At 37.9% G+C, this 22,487-nt stretch carries 20 protein-coding genes, 8 tRNA genes and 2 rRNA genes (1 of these 30 only partly in view); 25 read left to right on the forward strand and 5 right to left on the reverse strand.

The genetic code is table 11. The features are described from left to right. The 24 genes from BC6307_RS23925 to BC6307_RS24040 all read left to right on the forward strand — a co-directional run. Positions 1-1,703 (forward strand): 23S ribosomal RNA (locus tag BC6307_RS23925); it begins 1,232 nt to the left of the window's first position. A 78-nt stretch (positions 1,704-1,781) separates the two neighbouring features. Then, positions 1,782-1,898, forward strand: a 5S ribosomal RNA gene (gene rrf, locus BC6307_RS23930). A gap of 9 nt (positions 1,899-1,907) precedes the next feature. Then, positions 1,908-1,982, forward strand: a tRNA-Asn gene (locus BC6307_RS23935). A 1-nt stretch (position 1,983) separates the two neighbouring features. Continuing rightward, positions 1,984-2,057: transfer RNA gene (locus BC6307_RS23940), tRNA-Thr, on the forward strand. A gap of 14 nt (positions 2,058-2,071) precedes the next feature. Then, positions 2,072-2,146 (forward strand) — tRNA-Glu (locus BC6307_RS23945). Between the two features lie 12 nt (positions 2,147-2,158). Then, positions 2,159-2,234: transfer RNA gene (locus BC6307_RS23950), tRNA-Val, on the forward strand. Between the two features lie 16 nt (positions 2,235-2,250). Further along, a tRNA-Tyr gene (locus BC6307_RS23955) sits at positions 2,251-2,334 on the forward strand. Positions 2,335-2,416: 82 nt separating this feature from the next. Next, positions 2,417-2,491: transfer RNA gene (locus tag BC6307_RS23960), tRNA-Gln, on the forward strand. Position 2,492: 1 nt separating this feature from the next. After that, positions 2,493-2,565 (forward strand) — tRNA-Lys (locus tag BC6307_RS23965). 73 nt (positions 2,566-2,638) lie between these two features. Beyond that, positions 2,639-2,714: transfer RNA gene (locus BC6307_RS23970), tRNA-Ala, on the forward strand. A 201-nt stretch (positions 2,715-2,915) separates the two neighbouring features. Next, positions 2,916-3,815, forward strand: a complete 900-nt coding sequence (rocF, locus tag BC6307_RS23975) for an arginase (protein ID WP_084380643.1) — start codon at positions 2,916-2,918, stop codon at positions 3,813-3,815. 305 nt (positions 3,816-4,120) lie between these two features. Continuing rightward, on the forward strand, positions 4,121-4,684 hold the full coding sequence (gene sigW / locus BC6307_RS23980) for an RNA polymerase sigma factor SigW (RefSeq protein WP_066419765.1): 564 nt from the start codon (positions 4,121-4,123) through the stop codon (positions 4,682-4,684). A gap of 17 nt (positions 4,685-4,701) precedes the next feature. Next, the gene (locus BC6307_RS23985) at positions 4,702-5,334 is read left to right on the forward strand and encodes an anti-sigma factor family protein (protein ID WP_066419767.1); all 633 of its coding nucleotides are present in this window, start codon (positions 4,702-4,704) and stop codon (positions 5,332-5,334) included. A gap of 122 nt (positions 5,335-5,456) precedes the next feature. Next, the gene (gene cdaA / locus BC6307_RS23990; protein ID WP_066419768.1) at positions 5,457-6,290 is read left to right on the forward strand and encodes a diadenylate cyclase CdaA; all 834 of its coding nucleotides are present in this window, start codon (positions 5,457-5,459) and stop codon (positions 6,288-6,290) included. Then, positions 6,283-7,524 (forward strand): CdaR family protein, encoded by a 1,242-nt coding sequence (locus tag BC6307_RS23995; RefSeq protein WP_066419770.1) that lies wholly within the window; start codon positions 6,283-6,285, stop codon positions 7,522-7,524. The genes cdaA and BC6307_RS23995 overlap by 8 nt, the downstream gene beginning before the upstream one ends. Positions 7,525-7,542: 18 nt before the next feature. Beyond that, positions 7,543-8,889: a phosphoglucosamine mutase gene (glmM, locus tag BC6307_RS24000; RefSeq protein WP_066419772.1), complete on the forward strand. Its 1,347-nt coding sequence runs from the start codon at positions 7,543-7,545 to the stop codon at positions 8,887-8,889. Between the two features lie 436 nt (positions 8,890-9,325). Further along, the gene (glmS, locus tag BC6307_RS24005; protein ID WP_066419775.1) at positions 9,326-11,131 is read left to right on the forward strand and encodes a glutamine--fructose-6-phosphate transaminase (isomerizing); all 1,806 of its coding nucleotides are present in this window, start codon (positions 9,326-9,328) and stop codon (positions 11,129-11,131) included. A 163-nt stretch (positions 11,132-11,294) separates the two neighbouring features. Next, on the forward strand, positions 11,295-12,692 hold the full coding sequence (guaD, locus tag BC6307_RS24010; protein ID WP_066419776.1) for a guanine deaminase: 1,398 nt from the start codon (positions 11,295-11,297) through the stop codon (positions 12,690-12,692). Between the two features lie 194 nt (positions 12,693-12,886). After that, on the forward strand, positions 12,887-13,465 hold the full coding sequence (locus BC6307_RS24015; RefSeq protein WP_066419777.1) for a hypothetical protein: 579 nt from the start codon (positions 12,887-12,889) through the stop codon (positions 13,463-13,465). A gap of 76 nt (positions 13,466-13,541) precedes the next feature. Beyond that, positions 13,542-14,090 (forward strand): histidine phosphatase family protein, encoded by a 549-nt coding sequence (locus BC6307_RS24020; protein ID WP_066419778.1) that lies wholly within the window; start codon positions 13,542-13,544, stop codon positions 14,088-14,090. 137 nt (positions 14,091-14,227) lie between these two features. After that, the gene (locus BC6307_RS24025; RefSeq protein ID WP_066419779.1) at positions 14,228-15,868 is read left to right on the forward strand and encodes an AMP-binding protein; all 1,641 of its coding nucleotides are present in this window, start codon (positions 14,228-14,230) and stop codon (positions 15,866-15,868) included. A 101-nt stretch (positions 15,869-15,969) separates the two neighbouring features. Beyond that, positions 15,970-16,332 (forward strand): hypothetical protein, encoded by a 363-nt coding sequence (locus BC6307_RS24030; RefSeq protein WP_066419781.1) that lies wholly within the window; start codon positions 15,970-15,972, stop codon positions 16,330-16,332. A 147-nt stretch (positions 16,333-16,479) separates the two neighbouring features. Then, positions 16,480-17,496, forward strand: a complete 1,017-nt coding sequence (locus BC6307_RS24035) for a phosphotransferase enzyme family protein (protein WP_066419782.1) — start codon at positions 16,480-16,482, stop codon at positions 17,494-17,496. Between the two features lie 15 nt (positions 17,497-17,511). After that, positions 17,512-17,907: a secondary thiamine-phosphate synthase enzyme YjbQ gene (locus BC6307_RS24040; protein ID WP_066419783.1), complete on the forward strand. Its 396-nt coding sequence runs from the start codon at positions 17,512-17,514 to the stop codon at positions 17,905-17,907. Positions 17,908-17,985: 78 nt separating this feature from the next. On the opposite strand, the gene BC6307_RS24045 is transcribed toward BC6307_RS24040, so the two are convergent. The 3 genes from BC6307_RS24045 to BC6307_RS24055 all read right to left on the reverse strand — a co-directional run bounded on the left by BC6307_RS24045 (position 17,986) and on the right by BC6307_RS24055 (position 19,658). Continuing rightward, the gene (locus tag BC6307_RS24045; protein WP_066419784.1) at positions 17,986-18,264 is read right to left on the reverse strand and encodes an AbrB/MazE/SpoVT family DNA-binding domain-containing protein; all 279 of its coding nucleotides are present in this window, start codon (positions 18,262-18,264) and stop codon (positions 17,986-17,988) included. An 88-nt stretch (positions 18,265-18,352) separates the two neighbouring features. Next, the gene (locus BC6307_RS24050) at positions 18,353-19,273 is read right to left on the reverse strand and encodes a carbohydrate kinase family protein (protein WP_066419785.1); all 921 of its coding nucleotides are present in this window, start codon (positions 19,271-19,273) and stop codon (positions 18,353-18,355) included. A 58-nt stretch (positions 19,274-19,331) separates the two neighbouring features. Next, positions 19,332-19,658, reverse strand: coding sequence for a winged helix-turn-helix transcriptional regulator (locus BC6307_RS24055; RefSeq protein WP_066419786.1), 327 nt, complete (start codon positions 19,656-19,658; stop codon positions 19,332-19,334). 191 nt (positions 19,659-19,849) lie between these two features. On the opposite strand from BC6307_RS24055, the gene BC6307_RS24060 reads away from it, so the two are divergent. After that, complete coding sequence (locus BC6307_RS24060; protein WP_066419788.1) at positions 19,850-20,701, forward strand: VOC family protein; 852 nt, start codon at positions 19,850-19,852, stop codon at positions 20,699-20,701. Positions 20,702-20,746: 45 nt separating this feature from the next. On the opposite strand, the gene BC6307_RS25155 is transcribed toward BC6307_RS24060, so the two are convergent. Together BC6307_RS25155 and bioB are read right to left on the reverse strand one after the other, a co-directional pair. Continuing rightward, complete coding sequence (locus tag BC6307_RS25155) at positions 20,747-21,310, reverse strand: hypothetical protein (RefSeq protein WP_066419789.1); 564 nt, start codon at positions 21,308-21,310, stop codon at positions 20,747-20,749. Between the two features lie 83 nt (positions 21,311-21,393). Further along, positions 21,394-22,407 carry a biotin synthase BioB gene (gene bioB / locus BC6307_RS24070; RefSeq protein WP_066419791.1) on the reverse strand — a complete coding sequence of 338 codons (1,014 nt, stop codon included), beginning with the start codon at positions 22,405-22,407 and terminating at the stop codon, positions 21,394-21,396. Between the last annotated feature and the right edge of the window lie 80 nt (positions 22,408-22,487).

The following is a 22,487-nucleotide window of genomic DNA, read 5'->3' on the forward strand; positions in this document are numbered from 1 at the left end:
AGAGCGTTCTAAGGGCGTTGAAGCTAGACCGTAAGGACTGGTGGAGCGCTTAGAAGTGAGAATGCCGGTATGAGTAGCGAAAGAAGGGTGAGAATCCCTTCCACCGAATGCCTAAGGTTTCCTGAGGAAGGCTCGTCCGCTCAGGGTTAGTCGGGACCTAAGCCGAGGCCGAAAGGCGTAGGCGATGGATAACAGGTTGATATTCCTGTACCACCTCATTCCGTTTGAGCGATGGAGGGACGCAGGAGGATAGGGTAAGCGCGCTGTTGGATATGCGCGTCCAAGCAGTTAGGCTGGATAAGTAGGCAAATCCGCTTATCCTAAAGGCTGAGCTGTGATGGCGAGGGAAATATAGTACCGAAGTTCCTGATTCCACACTGCCAAGAAAAGCTTCTAGCGAGGAATATGGTGCCCGTACCGCAAACCGACACAGGTAGGCGAGGAGAGAATCCTAAGGTGAGCGAGAGAACTCTGGTTAAGGAACTCGGCAAAATGACCCCGTAACTTCGGGAGAAGGGGTGCTCTGTTAGGGTGTTAAAGCCCGAGAGAGCCGCAGTGAATAGGCCCAGGCGACTGTTTAGCAAAAACACAGGTCTCTGCGAAGCCGTAAGGCGAAGTATAGGGGCTGACGCCTGCCCGGTGCTGGAAGGTTAAGGGGAAAGGTTAGCGCCTCGGCGCGAAGCTTTGAACCGAAGCCCCAGTAAACGGCGGCCGTAACTATAACGGTCCTAAGGTAGCGAAATTCCTTGTCGGGTAAGTTCCGACCCGCACGAAAGGCGTAACGATCTGGGCACTGTCTCAACCAGAGACTCGGTGAAATTATAGTACCTGTGAAGATGCAGGTTACCCGCGACAGGACGGAAAGACCCCGTGGAGCTTTACTGTAGCCTGATATTGAATTTTGGTACAGCTTGTACAGGATAGGTAGGAGCCTGAGAAGCCGGAGCGCTAGCTTCGGTGGAGGCGTCGGTGGGATACTACCCTGGCTGTATTGAAATTCTAACCCGCGAGCCTTATCGGCTCGGGAGACAGTGTCAGGTGGGCAGTTTGACTGGGGCGGTCGCCTCCTAAAGAGTAACGGAGGCGCCCAAAGGTTCCCTCAGAATGGTTGGAAATCATTCGTAGAGTGTAAAGGCACAAGGGAGCTTGACTGCGAGACCTACAAGTCGAGCAGGGACGAAAGTCGGGCTTAGTGATCCGGTGGTTCCGCATGGAAGGGCCATCGCTCAACGGATAAAAGCTACCCCGGGGATAACAGGCTTATCTCCCCCAAGAGTCCACATCGACGGGGAGGTTTGGCACCTCGATGTCGGCTCATCGCATCCTGGGGCTGTAGTCGGTCCCAAGGGTTGGGCTGTTCGCCCATTAAAGCGGTACGCGAGCTGGGTTCAGAACGTCGTGAGACAGTTCGGTCCCTATCCGTCGTGGGCGTAGGAAATTTGAGAGGAGCTGTCCTTAGTACGAGAGGACCGGGATGGACGCACCGCTGGTGTACCAGTTGTCTTGCCAAAGGCATAGCTGGGTAGCTACGTGCGGACGGGATAAGTGCTGAAAGCATCTAAGCATGAAGCCCCCCTCAAGATGAGATTTCCTTTAGCGCAAGCTAGTAAGATCCCTGAAAGATGATCAGGTTGATAGGTTCGAGGTGGAAGCGTGGCGACACGTGTAGCTGACGAATACTAATCGATCGAGGACTTAACCAATTTAAATGAACGATATGAATGATCTTGATGAAAATATATTATCTAGTTTTGAAAGAATAATTCTTTCAACTAAATATGTCTGGTGATGAAGGCGAAGAGGTCACACCCGTTCCCATACCGAACACGGAAGTTAAGCTCTTCAGCGCCGATGGTAGTTGGGGGCTGTCCCCCTGCGAGAGTAGGACGTTGCCAGGCTAACATTGTTCCACCATAGCTCAGCGGTAGAGCATTCGGCTGTTAACCGAAGGGTCGTAGGTTCGAATCCTACTGGTGGAGCCATGCTTCCATAGCTCAGTTAGGTAGAGCACTTCCATGGTAAGGAAGAGGTCACCGGTTCGAGCCCGGTTGGAAGCTTACGAAAACAGTATGGCCCGTTGGTCAAGCGGTTAAGACACCGCCCTTTCACGGCGGTAACACGGGTTCGAATCCCGTACGGGTCACCATTTTTTATATTCGGAGGATTAGCTCAGCTGGGAGAGCACCTGCCTTACAAGCAGGGGGTCGGCGGTTCGATCCCGTCATCCTCCACCATTACCAACTCACATATGGAGGGGTAGCGAAGTGGCTAAACGCGGCGGACTGTAAATCCGCTCCCTTGGGTTCGGCGGTTCGAATCCGTCCCCCTCCACCATTTAATTTATCTGCTATGTATAATTCCCCTTAATTAAGGAAGGATAAATAGTACATAATTGGATATAACATACAACTCACATTGGGCTATAGCCAAGCGGTAAGGCAACGGACTTTGACTCCGTCATGCGTTGGTTCGAATCCAGCTAGCCCAGCCAAGTGCCATTAGCTCAGTCGGTAGAGCATCTGACTTTTAATCAGAGGGTCGAAGGTTCGAGTCCTTCATGGCACATAGATATTTAACGGAAGTAGTTCAGAGGTAGTTGATTCTTTTCGAAGAACTATTCCTCTTAACTACTTTTTTTGGGGCCTTAGCTCAGCTGGGAGAGCGCCTGCCTTGCACGCAGGAGGTCAGCGGTTCGATCCCGCTAGGCTCCACCAACTATCTTAAATACGTACATAAAAATATAAAAGCGCTAGAATTATATCTAGCGCTTCTTTATATTTTCATAACGTTATTAGTACATGTAAAGAAAATGAGAAGTCTTGTGTATATATATTCATTATTTTGTCGAGTTGAGCCAACCTCAGCTTAACAGATACAATGTAGTAGAGGGTAAGAGAGTAGAAGGAGGAATTACGGTGAAAAAGTCTATCGCGATCATTGGTGTTCCAATGGACCTAGGTCAAATGAGAAGAGGCGTTGACATGGGACCCAGTGCTATTCGATACGCTGGTGTAGTAGAACGCTTAGAAAATTTAAATTTAGAAATTGAAGATCTTGGTGATATAGAAATTGGTAGTGCAGATAGAAACGCTAACTCTGAAAATAATTTAAAGAATTTAAAAGCTGTGGCAGATGCTAATGTATTATTAGCCTCTAAAGTAGATGGGGTATTTAGAGAAGGGAAGTTTCCGTTAATATTTGGAGGAGATCATAGCATTGCTATTGGATCCATTGCAGGTGTTGCTAAACACTTTAATAACTTAGGAGTTATCTGGTATGATGCCCACGGGGATTTAAATACGGCAGAAACATCTCCTTCTGGTAATATTCACGGAATGTCATTGGCGGTTAGCCTTGGATTAGGTGACCAATCATTAACTTCTATTGGTGGCTATGCCCCAAAAATTAAACCTGAAAATATTGTCATTATCGGTGCTAGATCATTAGATGAAGGTGAGAGAAAGTTAATTAAAGAAAAAGGAATCAAAGTATATACAATGCATGAAATTGACCGATTAGGTATGACTGCTGTAATGGATGAAGCAATTCATTATTTAAAAGAAAGAACGGATGGAGTCCATTTATCATTAGATTTAGATGGGTTAGATCCTCATGATGCTCCAGGTGTAGGTACACCTGTTAATGGTGGAATTTCATACCGAGAAAGCCATCTTGCTATGGAAATGTTAGAGGAATCAAAACTAATAACTTCTGCTGAATTTGTGGAAGTTAACCCTATTTTAGATGAACGAAATAAAACGGCTGAAGTGGCTGTTGCATTAATGGGATCATTATTTGGTGAAAAACTATTATAAAAACAAAAGGTGACAAAGACAAGATTTATATGCTACAACATTAGAAAAGAAAGCTCAGCTTATAAACAGCTGGCTTTTCTTTTTTATAGGAAGAATCACATTATTACATCCTAGAGAAGGAGTGTATTAAATAAACTAATCTAAAAACTCTCACTTCAAGATAATTGATAATATTTCTCAATATTTCCTTATTTTTAACAAATGTATTATTGTTTTTGTTAAAATAATAGTTAGAAAGAAATATTTGAAACCTTTTTGAATATAGGCCGTATAATATAGACGACCGCAACAAGCGGAGGTAGGGTATGGAAGACTTAATAAAAAGAAGAATAAAACAGTTAAAAAAGGGAGACCAAGATGCATTTGCAGATATTGTCGATTTTTACAAAGACAAAATATATCAGCTATGTTATCGGATGGTTGGTAATGCACATGAAGCAGAAGATATATCTCAAGAAGCATTCATACGTGCTTATGTTAACATTCATAGTTATGATCTGAAGCGGAAGTTTTCTACTTGGCTTTATCGAATTGCTACAAATCTGTGCATCGATAGAATTAGAAAAAAGAAACCGGACTATTATTTAGATGCGGAGGTAGCTGGTACAGAAGGTTTAAATATGTACTCTCAGGTTGCTGCAGATGTTGTACTGCCAGAGGATGAAATTGAGACCTTGGAACTACAAGGGGAAATTCAACAACAAATATTAAAATTACCAGACAAGTATCGTTCAGTAATTGTTTTAAAGTACATCGACGAACTGTCACTAAAAGAGATTAGTGAAATATTAGAGTTACCAATTAACACAGTAAAAACTAGAATTCATAGAGGGCGAGAGGCTCTACGAAAGCAATTGCGCCATGTATAGTATCGGAGGTGTTATTAATGAAGAAGTGTCCTGATTCCATCGTCACAGATATTCATAATTATTTAGATGGGGATTTAGAAGAGGAAAAAGAAAAACTATTGAAATCTCATTTACAGGAGTGTACAGGATGTTATCAGCACTTTCATGAGTTAGAAAAGGCAATTGCTTTAGTCCAAAGTACTTCACATGTTACTCTGAGTGAGGATTTTACAAACAAAGTGATGGCGGCATTACCGAAAGAAAAGAAAACGATAAGTGTTAACCGCTGGTTCCGAGCGCATCCATTATTAGTAGCTGCATCCATTTTTATTATATTAATGACTGGGAGCCTGTTTGGAAGTTATCAAGGCAACAATGAATTCTCTTTTTCAAAACAGCCTAACCTCATTGTAGAAAATGAAATAGTCATCGTACCAGAAGGGGAAATCGTACAAGGTGATGTAATAGTGAGAAATGGTAATATCCGAATTGAAGGAGAAGTAAATGGCAATGTTACCGTCATTAATGGGTCTGTATTGGACGGGGAAAATTATTTAGCTTCTGCCGGCAATGTAACAGGGGAAATAAAAGAAATTAATGAAATATTTGATTGGATCTGGTATCAAATCAAAACAATTTTTACTAAAGCAATTGCAGTTGTGAAAGAATAATAAAAACAAGCTTAGAATATATTTTCTAAGCTTGTTTGTTTGAGTAAAATATCTATTATATATGTTATAATACGAATGATACGTTTTCGTACATATTCTTGTACAGATGAGGAAGTGTGAGAATGCCTTTTGGACTACCCATTGGAGACTATCCAATCTTGAGCTATTTAGCCAGTATTATAGATATTTTATTAGTATGGTTTGTTGTATATAAACTAATTACCATTGTTAGGGGAACTAAAGCGGTTCAGTTGTTAAAAGGAATTATTGTTATCGTTTTAGTAAGAGTTTTTAGTTACTTACTTGGTTTAAAAACATTACAATATTTAATGGACCTAGCACTAACTTGGGGATTTTTAGCGATTATCATCATTTTTCAACCAGAGTTACGTCGTGCGTTAGAACATTTAGGTCGTGGACGGCTATTCTCACGAAGTAACGTACCAGAGGATGAAGAACAAATAAAAACGATAGAAGCCATCACGAAGTCTGTTCAATACATGGCAAAACGTCGTATTGGAGCGCTTATTTGTATTGAAAGAGAAACAGGATTAAGTGATTACATAGAAACTGGTATACCGCTAAATGCGAAAACTTCGTCCGAATTATTAATCAATATTTTTATACCAAATACTCCGTTGCATGATGGAGCGGTAATATTGCAAAAAAATCAAGTTGCTGCCGCTGCTTGTTATTTGCCATTATCAGAAAGTCCATTTATATCAAAAGAGTTAGGTACAAGACACCGTGCTGCATTAGGTATAAGTGAAGTAACAGATAGCATTACAATTGTTGTTTCAGAGGAAACAGGAAGTATTTCCCTTACAAAAAACGGTGAATTACACCGTGATTTAGAGCCAGAAGCATTTCAAGAGTTGTTAGAAAAAGAAATGCAAGCAAAAAACAAATCTGCTTCTTCAACACGTTGGCAATGGAGGGGGAAGAAGAGTGGATAAACTATTTGATAACCGTTGGGCAATGAAAATCATTGCTCTATTATTAGCACTAACATTGTACTTGTCTACGAATATTGATAATACAGCTAATCAAGCAGAAACAACTGCTTTTCCGCCTCTTTCAAATCGTGATACAGAAACGATTACAGATGTTTCGGTTAGTGCTTATTATGACCGGGAGAACTTAGTTGTTTCAGGAATACCACAAACGGTTGTTGTCACGATGGAAGGCCCTACTTCTATTGTAAAACCTGCAGCTGTGCAGCGAGAGATAGAAGTGTTTGTTAACTTAACAGATTTACAAATTGGAACACATGAAGTGCAAATACTTTACCAAAATGTATCTGACAAACTCGATGTTATAATTGAGCCTGCAGTTGCAAATATAACAATACATGAAAAGGTAACGAGAGATTTCCCAGTTGAAGTGGACTTTATAAATCGGAATAAGATTGAAGAGGGATATCAGCCAGAACAACCGATAGTTAAACCAAACGTTGTAAAAGTTACAGGTGCTAAAGAGTTGATAGATAGAATTGCACTCGTAAAGGCAAGGGTTGATTTAGATGGTATTAATGAGTCCCTTGAAGCAGAATCGACCGTGACCGTCTATGATCGTGATGGTAACGTGTTGAATGTCGAAGTAGAACCACCTGTTGTTGATGTAAGTGTTCCGATAACTAGTCCTTACAAAAATGTACCATTCCGAGTGAGCCGTAAAGGGACGCTTGAAGATGATTTAAGTATTACGAATATAGAACCACTTACGAAAGAAATTACAATTTATGGACCGAAGAATGTTATTGACAAAATAGAGTTTCTTGATAATATCAGTATTGATTTGTCAGAAATAACGGAAACAACAGAGATAGAAGTAAAGGTACCTGTACCAGAAGGTGTTAGACGAGTGGTACCAGAGACAGTTTCGATTCGAGTAGAAGTGGAAAGAGAAGAAGAAAAAACTTTTCCGAACTTATCAATCCGGTCAGTTGGACTATCCGATAACTTAGAATTAAATTTTTTAGATCCAGAGACCGGAAGGCTAGATTTAACGGTATTAGGGTCACCGACTGTATTAGCCGACTTACGTAGCAATGATATGGAATTATATATAAATGTTACCGACTTAGGAGTAGGAGAACATGAAGTGTCCCTTGAAGTAAATGGACCTCAAAATGTAACGTGGGAAGTACCCCAATCTACTATAAAGGTAAATTTAACGGAAAAGGAATAAAAAGGAGCGAATAAAAGAATGGGAAAATATTTTGGTACGGATGGTGTTCGTGGAATTGCAAACTCAGAATTAACACCAGAACTTGCATTTAAATTAGGTCGTTTTGGTGGATACGTACTTACGAAAGATGAAAGCCGTCCTAAAGTATTAATAGGCCGTGATACGCGAATTTCTGGACATATGTTAGAAGGAGCGTTAGTAGCTGGTCTATTGTCAACAGGAGCAGAAGTAATGCGTCTTGGTGTTCTATCGACTCCTGGTGTAGCATATTTAACAAAAGCATTAGGTGCTCAAGCAGGTGTAATGATCTCAGCCTCCCATAATCCAGTCCAAGATAACGGTATTAAATTTTTTGGACCAGATGGTTTTAAATTGTCAGATGAACAGGAAACAGAAATAGAAGCGTTGCTTGATCAAGAAGTAGACAAACTTCCTCGTCCAGTAGGTTCTGATTTAGGGCAGGTAAACGATTATTTTGAAGGTGGACAAAAGTATCTGCAATTTTTAAAACAAACAGTGGATGAAGATTTTTCTGGTCTACATGTAGCTCTAGATTGTGCACATGGTGCAACCTCATCATTAGCAACGCACTTATTTGCAGATTTAGAGGCAGATATTTCTACGATGGGAACTTCACCAAACGGTTTAAATATTAATGATGGTGTAGGTTCAACTCACCCTGAAGAGTTGGCAAAACTAGTTGTTGAAAAGGGGGCTGACGTTGGATTAGCATTTGATGGAGATGGAGACCGCCTAATAGCAGTTGATGAAAAAGGTCAAATCGTCGATGGTGACCAAATAATGTTTATATGTGCAAAATATTTAAGTGAACAAGGACGCCTTCGTCATAATACGGTCGTTTCTACTGTAATGAGTAATTTAGGTTTCTATAAAGGATTAGAAGCTATTGAAATTGGTACGAAGCAAACAGCAGTTGGGGACCGATACGTAGTGGAAGAAATGAAAAAAGGAAACTATCAACTTGGTGGAGAACAGTCAGGTCATATTATTTTCCTCGATTACAACACGACTGGTGACGGAATGTTAACCGGGTTACAGCTTGTTAATATAATGAAAGCAACGAAGAAAAGCCTTTCAGAGTTAGCAGCCGAAATGACAAAGTTTCCGCAATTACTAGTGAACGTAAAAGTAACAGATAAACATCATGTTACAGATAATAATCGTGTGAAATCGGTAATTGACGAAGTAGAAGCAGCTATGGATGGAAACGGAAGAGTGTTAGTACGTCCATCAGGTACAGAGCCTTTAGTTCGTGTAATGGCAGAAGCTCCAACTGAGGAACTTTGCGAACAATATGTGAACAAAATAGTGGAAGTAGTAAAAGCAGAAATGGGAACAGAATAACGCTACTATTCCTAACAAAAGATATGTATACTAGCACGAAAAATGCTAGTACTGCATATCTTTTTTATAAGTATCTTACTTCAATTCTAGGGGAATACTAATGATTTTGATTGACGATTATCCTAATCATGTGTAAGATAAATATTGTCTTTATTCGAAGATAGAAAGGAGCATAGTGGGGGAAAATAGAAAAGCGCCTGAACTAAACTGTGAGCGGAAAAGAGTTTAGTTGACGAGGAGAAGGTTTATCGAAAGTTCGGCGGATACCTTCCGGTTGTTCAGTCACAACTGTAACGTTTTAATTAAAACCATAGAGGCAACTTTATGTACAAAGATTAAAACATGATTGAAACAATATTAAATATAAATGTGGGGGCTAAATCTGCCCCTTATTAGGTGTAGTTTAGTCCCTTACTTTTTGGGAGGAAACTAACTTATGTGCGGAATTGTAGGATATATTGGAACTCAAGATACGAAAGAAATTTTACTAAAAGGCTTAGAAAAATTAGAATATCGTGGTTATGACTCAGCTGGAATTGCTGTTATTAATAATGAAGGTGTGCATGTGTTTAAAGAAAAAGGACGCATTGCGGATTTGCGTACCATTGTAGACGATAGTGTAAAAGCTACTGTTGGAATCGGTCACACACGCTGGGCAACTCATGGTGTGCCTAGCAAGGTGAATGCTCACCCACACAGAAGTACATCTGGCCGCTTTACATTAGTACACAATGGTGTTATTGAGAACTATGCCATCTTAAAAAGAGAATATTTACAAGATGTTAACTTTATTAGTGATACAGATACAGAAATAGTAGTACAGCTTATTGAAAAGTTTGTTAACGAAGGTCGTTCTGTAGAAGAGGCATTTAGCCATACGTTATCTATTTTAAAAGGATCTTACGCAATTGCTTTAATCGATAACGAAAATGATGAAACTATTTTTGTTGGTAAAAACAAAAGCCCATTACTAGTTGGTATCGGTAAAGACGGATTTAATGTTGTCGCTAGTGATGCGATGGCGATGATCCAAGTAACGGATCAATATGTAGAGCTTATGGATAAAGAAATTGTTATTGTGAAGCGTGAATCTGTAACTATTAAAAAGTTAACAGGTGAAATTGTAGAACGCTCTCCTTATACAGCTGAGTTAGACGCAAGTGATATTGAAAAAGGCACATACCCACATTACATGTTAAAAGAGATCGATGAGCAACCATTAGTTGTTCGTAAAATTATTCAAAAGTATCAAAACGATAATGGAATATTAACAATTGATTCAGACATTTTAAATGCTGTAAATGATGCAGATCGTATTTACATCGTAGCGGCAGGAACGAGCTATCATGCGGGTCTTGTAGGAAGCCAAATGATTGAAAAATTAGCAAAGGTTCCAGTAGAAGTACATGTTGCGAGTGAATTTAACTACAATATGCCAATCCTATCTGCGAAACCGTTATTTATTTTCATCTCTCAAAGTGGTGAAACAGCAGATAGTCGTGCAGTATTAGTTCAGGTGAAGGAGCTTGGATACCCAACATTAACGGTTACAAATGTACCTGGGTCGACTCTTTCCCGTGAAGCAGATTACACATTGTTATTGCATGCTGGTCCTGAAATTGCGGTTGCTTCAACAAAAGCATATACAGCTCAAATTGCAGTATTAGCTATCTTTGCATCTGTGCTAGCAGAATCGAAAGGATATTCTTTAGAATTTGATTTAGTAAAAGAACTAGGAATTGTTGCTGCTGCAATGGAAGTACTATGTGATACAAAAGAAGAAATCGAATCAATTGCACGTGACTTCTTATCAACAACGAGAAACTGCTTCTTTATCGGACGTACGATGGATTACTATGTTGGTTTAGAAGGAGCTTTAAAATTAAAAGAAATCTCTTACATCCAAGCGGAAGGATTCGCTGGAGGAGAATTAAAACACGGAACAATTGCTCTAATTGAAAACGGGACACCAGTTATCGCAATCTCTACACAAGAGCATGTAGACTTAAGCATTCGCGGTAACGTAAAAGAAGTAGTAGCACGTGGTGCAAACCCTTGTATCATTTCAATGAAAGGGTTAGATACTGAAGAAGATACATTCGTTGTTCCACAAGTACACGAATTGTTAACACCATTAGTTTCAGTTATTCCGTTACAATTAATTGCTTACTATGCAGCACTTCACAGAGACTGTGACGTTGATAAGCCGCGTAACCTTGCGAAGTCTGTAACAGTTGAATAATTATTTTTTGACCTCTACTTCAATTAGAAGTAGAGGTTTTTTATGGTTGCTTCATTTATATCCGCTTTCACCTTAAAATTCGTATTTTATATAGACTTAACGTATTTTCTCTACTATAATTTATTTTAATTAAATAAAAAACGTACAATAGGGTGAAATATAAATGAGATATTCGGTTATCTTTCAAGGTACTGCATTTACAAGTAAATCTTCAAAAGAAATACAAGTAATAAAAGATCATCTTTTTTGCATTAACGAGGACGGAATGATTGAAAAAATCGTTGCGCCAGAAGAGGAAGAGTACGATATCATTTTAAACCAGTACGGTGGAACGAACAATTTTCACCGTTTAGAGAGAGGTCAATATATATTACCTGGATTTGTTGATTTACATGTACATGCTCCACAATGGGCGCAAGCAGGTACGGCATTAGATATCCCTCTTTACGATTGGTTGAATACGTATACCTTCCCAATAGAATCAAAGTTTTCGGACATGAATTTTGCGAAAGAGGTATATAACGACTTAGTTAGTACGTTGCTCGCAAATGGTACAACGACTGCTCTTTATTTTGCGACTGTGCATAAAGAATCGAGTTTATTACTAGCTGAAATTTGTGCGGAAAAAGGTCAAAGAGGACTTGTGGGGAAAGTAGTAATGGATGATGTGGAACAAAATCCAGAATACTATCGTGACACAAATACTGCTACTGCCCTTGAAGAAACGGAACAATTTATTTTAGCTGTAAAAGAATTAGCCGAGTCAACGAAACAAGGTGTTTACCCAGTCGTTACCCCGCGCTTTATTCCGAGTTGTACAGATGAAGCGTTAGAGGGATTAGGTAAATTAGCTGCTAAATATGATACACATGTGCAGTCCCACTGTAGTGAAAGTGATTGGGAACACCAGTTTGTAAAAACAAGATTTCAAAAGAATGATGCCTTCGCACTTGATGGTTTTGGCTTATTACGAGAAAAATCAGTAATGGCCCATTGCAACTTTTTAGATGAATCCGATGTGGAGCTTTTTATAGAAACTGGAACAGCGGTTTGCCATTGTCCCATATCTAATGCTTATTTTGCTAATAGTGTTCTGCCGGTAGCCCGTCTTCATGCAAAAGGTGTTGAAATTGGGTTAGGTACAGATATTTCGGGAGGGTTTTCACCAAGTCTATATGATAATATTAAGCAGGCTGTTATTTCTTCAAGAATGCTCGAAGACGGGGTAAATACAACTTTACCAGCTGATATAAGAGGAGTAAAAGGTTCCAGTATTACAGTTAACGAAGCATTTTTTTTCGCAACGGCTGGAGGAGGAGAAAGTTTAAGTTTACCTATCGGTCGTATTCAAGAAAAGTATACTTGGGACATTCAAATTATTGATACAAAGGTCCCGTCTGCCAAATTACCAATTTACGATGATCATGAAGAGTTGTTAGATATCTTTCAAAAAATGCTGTATCACGCCCGTCCAGAAAATATTCGTGAAGTGTGGGTACAAGGGAAAAAAGTGCATAAGAGGGAAGGGAGACTAGCTCTGATAGAAAGTGGCGGATTATAGTTCTGCCCTTTTTCTATTTTTCACCAAAAAACTCTAAAATTTATTAATATTTTTGAAACTTAAAGTTCTCCAAATACGTCTTAAGTTCTATAAGAAATATTTCTCGAGTACGTTAACCTTTTTAGAAGTTTTTTCTAAAATATGATAAAGACGTGAGTGCAGAGGGAATTGCATTCGTTAGGGAGAGCGAGTCCATGGGGGAAAAAATATATTTAGTACTTTCTGATACAGGAACTGTACTGACAAAAATGATTAAGTTATATACGGGAACACCTTATAATCATGCTTCGATTGCTTTTGATAAAGAACTAGTAGAATTATATAGTTTTGGTCGGAAACAGCCAAGGAACCCTTTTATTGGAGGGTTTGTTAAAGAGAATACGAGTTCACCGATATTTTCAGGTGCTACCTGTGCTATTTATAGTTGTGAAGTAACGAAAGAGCAATTAATAAATATGAAAAATTATATTGGAATGATAGAAAGAGAGAAGCAAAAGTATAAATATAATTTTATAGGTTTGTTCGCAATAATGCTTAATATACAATTTAGTAGAGATTACGCTTTTTGTTGTTCTCAGTTTGTGGGGCGTGTTTTGTCAGAGTGTGACAACATACATTTCCCAAAACCTCTTACTCTACTAACACCAAATGACCTTCGCTTGGCCCCTTACTTTCAGCTAGAGTATGAAGGATGTATAAATAGTTATTTAAATAGTAGGAACTCACTGTCAGTTAGTAGTGTGCAGAATAATGAAGTTATAGTGGATATGTAGGATCAGCAAGGCTTATAATAAGCCTTTTTTTACTTTCTGTAATCTAACATTTAGGAGATGAGAGGAACGTGGAAAAATGGTAAAAATAATTTATCTCGTAAGACATTGTAAAGCAGATGGACAGAAGTTTGATGCGCAATTAACAGTGGAAGGGATAGAACAAGCGAAGGTGTTAGCTGAATTTTTATCGAATAAACAGATTGATACCATTATTACTAGTCCATTTTCAAGGGCTTTTCAATCTGTTCAACCGTTAGCCGACATGCTACAACTTCAGCTTGTTAAAGACGAACGGCTAGGGGAAAGAGTATTGAGTGAACATGATCACCCTAATTGGTTACATATGCTAGAAGAATCTTTTAAAAGGCTAGACCTAACATTTCCAGGTGGAGAGTCTAGTTTCCAAGCAATGGAACGAGGGAGTTCTGTCATAAACGAAATAGTCCGAAGTGATAGTAAAGTATCAGTTGTCGCAACACACGGAAATTTAATGTCGTTAATATTAAAGAATTACGAGCCCACTTTTGGTTTTAAAGAGTGGCAATCGTTAACAAATCCAGATGTATTTAAAATAACTTTTTTAGGAACAGATGTAGCTATAGAACGTATTTGGAGTATGAGCTAATTCTTGCGCCAGTTAAAACGATTTAATAATTTTAAATATTCTGTTAAAATATTAATTATCTGACATGCGTTCATCGTTCAAAGTATCCATCATGTTTACCGCATGCACTTTTCGTTTTTTAAAAGGGGGATAACGGAATGGCTAATTTATTGAAGGTAACGGTAGGGGAACTGTTAGAAAATGTTGCAAAGCGGCAAGGAAAGCGAGAAGCAGTTGTTTATGCGGATAGAGGTCTGAGATATACATATGAACAATTTAATGAAGTTTGTAGGCAAGCGGCACGAGGGTTTATGGCTTTAGGTATTGAAAAAGGAGAAAATGTAGCAATTTGGGCAACGAATACACCAGAATGGCTTGTTACGCAATTTGCGACAGGTAAAATGGGGGCTGTATTAGTAACGGTTAATACAAATTATCGTGAAGCCGAATTAGAATATTTGTTAAAGCAATCGGATTCTTCGACGATTATTTTAATTGAGCAATTTCGTGACCACTCTTATATTGATACGTTGTATAGCCTCGTGCCGGAATTAAAAAGCAGTGAGCCAGGTAAATTGGTTAGTAAAAGGCTACCTAAGTTAAAAAACGTAATTGTGCTGAGTGAAAAGAAATATGAAGGTACATTTAATTGGCAAGATGTGATAGAAAAAGGGAAGGAAATAACGGAGGAGCAACTACAGTTTCGTATGAACTCGTTGCATTATGACGATGTAATAAATATGCAGTATACTTCTGGGACGACTGGCTTTCCGAAAGGGGTCATGCTTACACACTCCAACATTGTAAATAATGGACTCAACATTGCAAATTGTATGAAGCTAACGTATGAGGATAGAATGTGTATCCCAGTTCCATTTTTCCATTGTTTTGGTTGTGTGCTAGGTGTATTAGCATGTGTTAACGTAGGGGCAACCATTGTACCGTTAGTAGAGTTTCATCCAGAAAAGGTACTGCAAACTGTTCAAGATGAAAGATGTACCGCACTCCATGGAGTTCCGACAATGTTTATTGCCGAATTAAACTTGGAAAACTTCGAATCGTTCGATCTATCAACGTTACGAACAGGAATAATGGCAGGCTCCAACTGTCCAATTGAAGTGATGAAGGCTGTAGTGGAGAAAATGGGGGCCGATGAAATTACAATAGCATATGGTCAAACAGAATCATCACCAGTTATTACACAAACGAGAACCGATGATCCAATAGAGTTAAGGGTATCATCAGTAGGAAAAGCACTTCCTAATGTTGAAGTAAAGATAGTGGAGCCAGGTACAAATAAAGAAGTACCAATTGGGGTTCAAGGTGAACTATGTACGAGAGGTTATCATGTAATGAAAGGTTATTACAACAATCCAGAAGCAACACGTGAGGCAATTGATGAAGATGGGTGGCTCCATACTGGTGACTTGGCTGTAATGGATGAAAGTGGATATTGCAAAATAACGGGAAGATTAAAAGATATGATAATTCGTGGAGGGGAAAATATTTATCCTCGCGAAATAGAAGAATTCCTCTACCAACATCCGAAAGTATTAGATGTGCAAGTAATTGGTGTACCAGACGAGAAGTATGGAGAAGAAGTAATGGCTTGGATTATATTGAAAGAAGGTCAAACAGCTACACATGAAGAATTAAAAGAATTTTGTAGAGGGAAAATATCTCGTCATAAAATTCCTCGTTTCATAGAATTTACGGTAAAGTACCCGATGACAGCCTCTGGGAAGATTCAAAAATATAAATTAAGGGAAGAAGCTCTTGGAAGATTAAGTGTGAAATAGGATGAAAGCGCTAAAACATTTTGTTTTAGCGTTTTAATTTTTAAATGCATTTTCATCCTTGTTTGATATAATGAGTAGTGTAATTGAAAGAAGGTGTAAACGTGAATAAAAAAATCGTATTACTAGGTGTCGGTGCAATTATGTTAATTATGAGTGGGATATTAGTTAACATGATTGTCAACACATATAATGATGATGAGCATATGGAGCTTGTAAAATTTCATGATCAAATATATTTTGTTTCCGGGTCAGCTACAGAAGGTGACTATACGTTAAAAGAAGAAATCGGCGTAGTGAAATATTGGGATTCTGAGTTTCCAGAAAGAGATTTTTCGTCTAACTCGTACGGGTTAAAAAAAGGTGAGATATACACTGTCCTAGAGCGAGATGATGTTTATGTCATTCCATTCGTGGATTCTGATTACACAACAAAGTACCATGTGCTAGAAGTTTATAAAGACTAAAAACCTGTTCTCTTATTGGACAGGCTTTTTTACGTCATTAAACATACTGTTGTAGTCAAATAACTTTCATTTTACATTCCTTAAAAGCAGGATTAGAGAGTGAAGAATAGAATATATTCGTTACAAATCTACAGTGAGGTGGGCTATATGGAAGAATGGATTGAAAAGTTATTCAGTATGGAACTATTGGAAGAAGCGGCGCAAAAATATAATGCTAGTACGATACAGTCCAAAAAATTAGGAGACTTTGAAAACTATGTTTATGAAGTACATAAAGAAGGAAAACCTTATATTCTAAGATTAACACATGATTCACATCGTACAAAAAAAGAGATCGAAGCGGAAGTTCAATGGATCAATTACCTTCATGATCATGGAGTAAACGTTTCTCTCGTTCACCTATCTATTATGGGTGAATTGGTGGAAGAAGTAACTGTTAATGGTTCCTCTTTTTATGTGTGTCTTTTTAATAAGGCACCAGGTGAAATTATAAGAGGAAATGATAATAGGTTTGGGTCAGCACTTTTTAAAGAGTGGGGAAAAGTGACTGGTAAAATGCATAAATTGACTAAGTTGTATAAGGAAGAGAAGAGAGAAAGGCCTCGTTGGGATGAAGATGACTTGTTACAGTTTCACCTCTATTTGAAGGAAGAGGATCGCGATATTATACAAGGTGGTAATGAGTTAGTAAAAGAATTACAACAATTACCGGAAACAGAAGATGTGTTTGGCCTTATTCATTCAGATATTCATCCGGGAAATTTTTTCTATCATGAAGGAGAAATTCATGTGTTTGATTTTGATGATAGCATGTATTTTCACTATATTAGTGATATTGCCATCCCGCTTTACTACTCAGTTTGGTTTGCCCATCGAAATGAAACGTTAGAGGAGAGGTCCGAATTTGGACAAGAGATGCTTTCTCATTTTTTAATCGGTTATGTAGAAGAAAATTCGCTATCGGAAGAATGGCTTGAAAAAATTCCGATGTTTATAAAGTTTAGAGATTATGTGCTATATACCGTCTTTCATAAAAAAGTGAATTTGGAGGTAGCGGATAATAAAACGAAAGAACTTGTACAACAAATTGGAGAGCGTCTTAAGGAAGATGAGCCTATTGTAAAATTAAATATAGATGTATTAAAGGAAATAATAGCAAAGTAGAAAGGAAAGAATGTTATGCTGAAAAAAATCACTGTCCATACAAAGAAACGTGATCAAATGATAGAGGTGACAGATACTATCCAGCAGTATGTTACAGAGCACGGTTTAACAGATGGAGCGGTAATTGTCTATTGTCCGCATACAACAGGAGGAATTACAATAAACGAAAATGCGGATCCAGACGTGAAAAGAGATATGATTCGCCGATTTGATGAAATGTATCCTTGGCATCATGAACTAGACCATCACATGGAAGGAAATACAGCAGCACATATGAAAGCAAGTACAGTTGGTGCTTCTCAACATGTCATTATCGAGAATGGTCGCCTACTTTTAGGTACATGGCAAGGTATTTATTTTTGTGAATGGGATGGGCCGAGAACGCGTACATTTTTTGTGAAATTATTATAAATAGTTAAGAGCCTAATCGTTTATACTTGCGATTAGGTTTTTTAACCAACAAAAAAAGAAATAGCACGGCTATTTCTTTTACTCATTTACTATTTGTTGCAATTCTTTTAATAATAGGTCTACGCCCTCACGGCTTAGAGTGACTTTACCGTTAGCGAAAGTATAGTTTTGGTCACTAATTTCTCCAGTCATTACACATTCCTTTTGAGGCTTGTACTTTTGGAGAATTATCATATCATTCTCAACAAATATTTCAAGACCATCATTTTCGTTAATGTTAAAGTTTTTTCTTACTTCTTTTGGAATAACGATTCTTCCAAGTGTATCCGTTTTACGAACAACACCAGTCGCTTGCATAATGCTTTCACCCTTTAAAGTATATTTGTGTTTATTATAACAGAAGTTGTTAGGTAATTTACACTATTTTCTAATAAGTTGCAATATTTTATTTTAATATTGTATCTTTAGGCAAGGCAGTAATAGCTCCACGCTTCGTTGTCGCTAGCGCACCTATTTTGTTTCCAAGCTTCGTATATTTGATTAAAGAAGACTCGTCTTCAGGAATACCTTCTTTATAAATGGAAGATAAAATACTAGCCATAAAAGCATCACCAGCTCCTGTAGTGTCAATTACCTTCACTTTTTCAGCAGGTACATAGTATGTTATACCGTGAAAAATAGCGTATGTGCCTTTCTCACCTGCCGTAACAAAAATAAGTGGAAGTTGATATGGTGCAAGTTTTCGAACGCCCATTGCTCGATTGTTTGTTTTTGTTAGAAAGTAAAGCTCTTCCTCTGTTACTTTTAACACGTCTACAAAGGGTAAAAATGACGTAATCGTTTCCCGACAAATTTCTTCGTTTTCCCATCGAAGCGGGCGGATGTTTGCATCAAAAGATACAATTAAACCATTCTTATTCGAAACGGTCACGGCATGCATTGTTGTTTCAAGTGCATTCTGTTGGAACATCGTACCGGAACTAAAGTGGAAAATGGAAGCCTCATGGAAAACACTCGGTTGAAAAGCTTCTTTTGTTACTTGAATAGTAGGGGTACTATCTTCATATCGATTAAATATCCGGTCACCGTTTGGAAGAAGGTTCACATAAACGTTGCTAAGCATTTTGTGCGGTACAGTTTGTGAATAGGTAATGTCTACCCCTTCTTCTAATAGCCTAGTCTTTGCAAATGTAGAATCTTCTTGTTCCCCAAAGACTGTCACAAAATTTGTAGGGACTCCTAACCGTCTAACACCGACCGCAACATTAACAGTGGCACCACCTAAAAACTTCTCGCACTGATTATTTTCTACACGAGTAGAAAATTGATCAATAAGAACATCTCCATAAATTAATACATATTTCATACGTAAACTCCTACTGAAAAAAAATATAAAAAGAAAAAGCTATAAGAAGTGTGCTAATTTATTCTGCAACTTCTTCAGCTTTTAACCATGTTTGAGACCAATTTTCTATTTCTTTCATTATTGGTTGAAGAGATAATCCTTTTTCCGTTAAGGAATATTCTATTCGTACAGGTGTTTCTGGAAAAACTTCACGTTTTACAATCCCGGCGCTTTCTAAATCCTTTAGTCTTTCTGAAAGTACTCTTCCGCTAATACCAATTGCTGATTCTATGGAACAAAACCGCTGAGGTCCATTCATTAATTGATAAATGACGAGCCCAGTCCATCGTTGACTAAAAAAACCCATTGCTTGTTCAAATCTAGAACAAATTTGTTTATTATTCATTGGCGATCACTCCTAGTTTTATTTTACTACATTCACGGTAAGAAGATAAATAAATAATAAACTATAATTGGAAAATATAATACTTGACGACATGAAATTACTAAAATATAATTACTTACATAAAGTAAGTATAGTGTTGTTTAAACAATAGGATATATTAAGTATAGAAAATTAAAAAGAGGTGTAGAGAAATGGGATTTCATACAAAACCCAACATTTTTGTGAGTAATGTACACTTAAAAGTAGCTAACTTAGAACAATCATTAGAATTTTATAAAAATGTAATCGGCTTTCAAGTTTTATCGAAAACTGCAAATAAAGCAGATTTAACTACTGATGGGAAGAGAGCGCTTTTAACGATTGAACAAATAGAAAACGCAACTCCAAAAAGCCCAAGAACGACAGGGCTATATCATTATGCATTATTATTACCAACACGCAAAGATTTAGGAAAAGTAATTCAGCACTTCATCGACACTCGTTATCCAGTCCAGGGCGCATCTGATCACCTCGTTAGTGAAGCTTTATATTTAGCAGATCCAGATGGAAATGGAATTGAAATTTATTCTGACCGTCCAAAAGAAGTATGGCAATGGCAAGGGGAAGAAGTATTAATGGATACAAGACCGATGGATGTGGAAGGTGTACTGAAAGAAGCAGGTGGAGAAAAGTGGACCGGACTTCCAGCAGAAACGGTAATGGGTCATATTCACCTTCATGTCGCGGATACAAAAGAAACAGTAAATTTCTACTGTGAAGGTCTAGGTTTTGAAGTTGTATGTCGATACGGAGGGCAAGCGTTCTTTATTTCAACAGGTAAGTATCATCATCACATCGGCTTGAATACGTGGGCAGGGGTTGGTGCACCTCCAGCAGCGGAGGATAGTGTTGGTCTCCGTACTTTTACGTTAGTACTCCCAGACGAAGAATCAAGAGGAAAAACAGTAGAACAGCTCAAAGCGATTGGTGCAACCGTAAAAGAAGCGGATGGAGTGATCACTACAAAGGATCCATCTAAAAATCGTATTGTTCTTCAAGTTTAATGCAAAAAGAAAGGAGTATGACTATAAGGTCACACTCCTTTTTGTTTACATATTATTGGTTGAACTATATTTAAAGTTATGTTGTCTTCTTAACGCGCTAAAATAGTGATAAATATCCGTAAATTCTATATCACGTATAAAAGAAACTGTACTTCCATCTTGGAAAATAAATTCCATCCGATGTTTTTCTTTTTCTCCATCTTGCTTTTCTTCAGGTACATGGAGAATGACTTCTTCAATTTCGTCCCAAGCATACGTATTAACTTTAAAGGAAAGTGGTTCACTCCATGATATCTCTTCTTGACTTAAATATTGATAATTGTAAGTTCCTGCTCCGATAAGGAGTAAACAAAAGAGTGCACCTACAACTGTAAGTAAAGGCGCAAATCTTGAAAAGAATGCTGCCAAAATGAGAAAAATGGCTAACGCTATACAAGAAAAGGCAAAAATCCACCGAGAAGAAACTGGTGTTTGTAAAAGGAAAACGGAAGTACTATCGAAAAATATCCCTTGTAATATAAATGGACCTACAAGTAATACTAATGGCATTGCTACTAGAGCAATAAGTGCACTTGCCATATATAGATGTTTCGTTTCGTAATTTTTCATAGGAGTGATCACCCGCCTAAAATTTCTGAAATTTAGCAAACATCTATATTTTAACGCAATTGTAATAATATTGAAAGGAAAAATTAACAGTGAACATGAAATTGTTTTGCGTCTGTCTCAAAAGGGTTATCCTCTATTTCAAATCCGAGATCTTCAATCATTTTGTAATCTTCTGTAACCTCTTGTCCACGTGTTGTTAAATAATCACCTACGAAAATAGAATTCGCTATATATAGCCCTAAGCTTTGTAATGTTCCTAAATTGTGCTCTCTTCCACCTGAAATCCTTATTTCTTTTGTTGGATTAACAAAGCGGAATAATGATAATATTTTCAAACATTTAATTGGTGTAAGTTCATTTAAATTCTCTAATTTCGTTCCTTTTATCGGATGCAAGAAATTGACAGGAATGGAATCGACATTTAGCTCTTTTAAGGAGAATGCCATATCGACAATATCTTCTAACGTTTCTCCCATTCCACAAATAACACCTGAGCATGGGGAAATACCTGCTTGTTTAACAGCCTGTAACGTATCAATACGATCGTCATACGTGTGAGTCGTCGTAATCTGCTCATGGTGTTCTTTACTTGTATTAATATTATGATTGAAGCGGTCAACACCGGCGGTTTTTAACAGTGCAGCTTGTTCATTATTAACAAGCCCTAAACACGCACAAATTTTAATATTATCCATTTCATCTTTAATTTCTTTTACCGAATCCGTGACAATGTTCACTTCCCGGTGAGTCGGTCTTCTACCACTCATAACGATACAATACGTCCCGATTTTTTTTCTTTTTGCTTCTCTAGCTCCCTCGACAATAGTCTGCTTACTAACGATAGGGTATGTATCAATTACGGTGTCTGCTCTAAAAGATTGAGCGCAATACCCACAATCTTCCGGACAAAGGCCGCTTTTTGCGTTAATAATTAAATTTAGCTTTACTTTATTTTGATAATAGTGGTGACGAATCAAGTAAGCAGCGTTCACCAGTTCTAATATCTTTCCGTTATCAGTCTGTAAAATAGATAGAGCCTCCGCTTTTGATAGTTCGTACCCGTTTATTACATCTTGAGCTACTGTTGAAAAATTCATCGTTATCCCCCTGTCTTATATGTTAACTTTTATTATATTTAAGTTAACATATAACCTTTTTATGTATCAATGTATTTTTT

The sequence above is a fragment of the Sutcliffiella cohnii genome (assembly GCF_002250055.1).
In the GTDB taxonomy this organism is placed as follows: Bacteria; Bacillota; Bacilli; order Bacillales; family Bacillaceae_I; genus Sutcliffiella; species Sutcliffiella cohnii.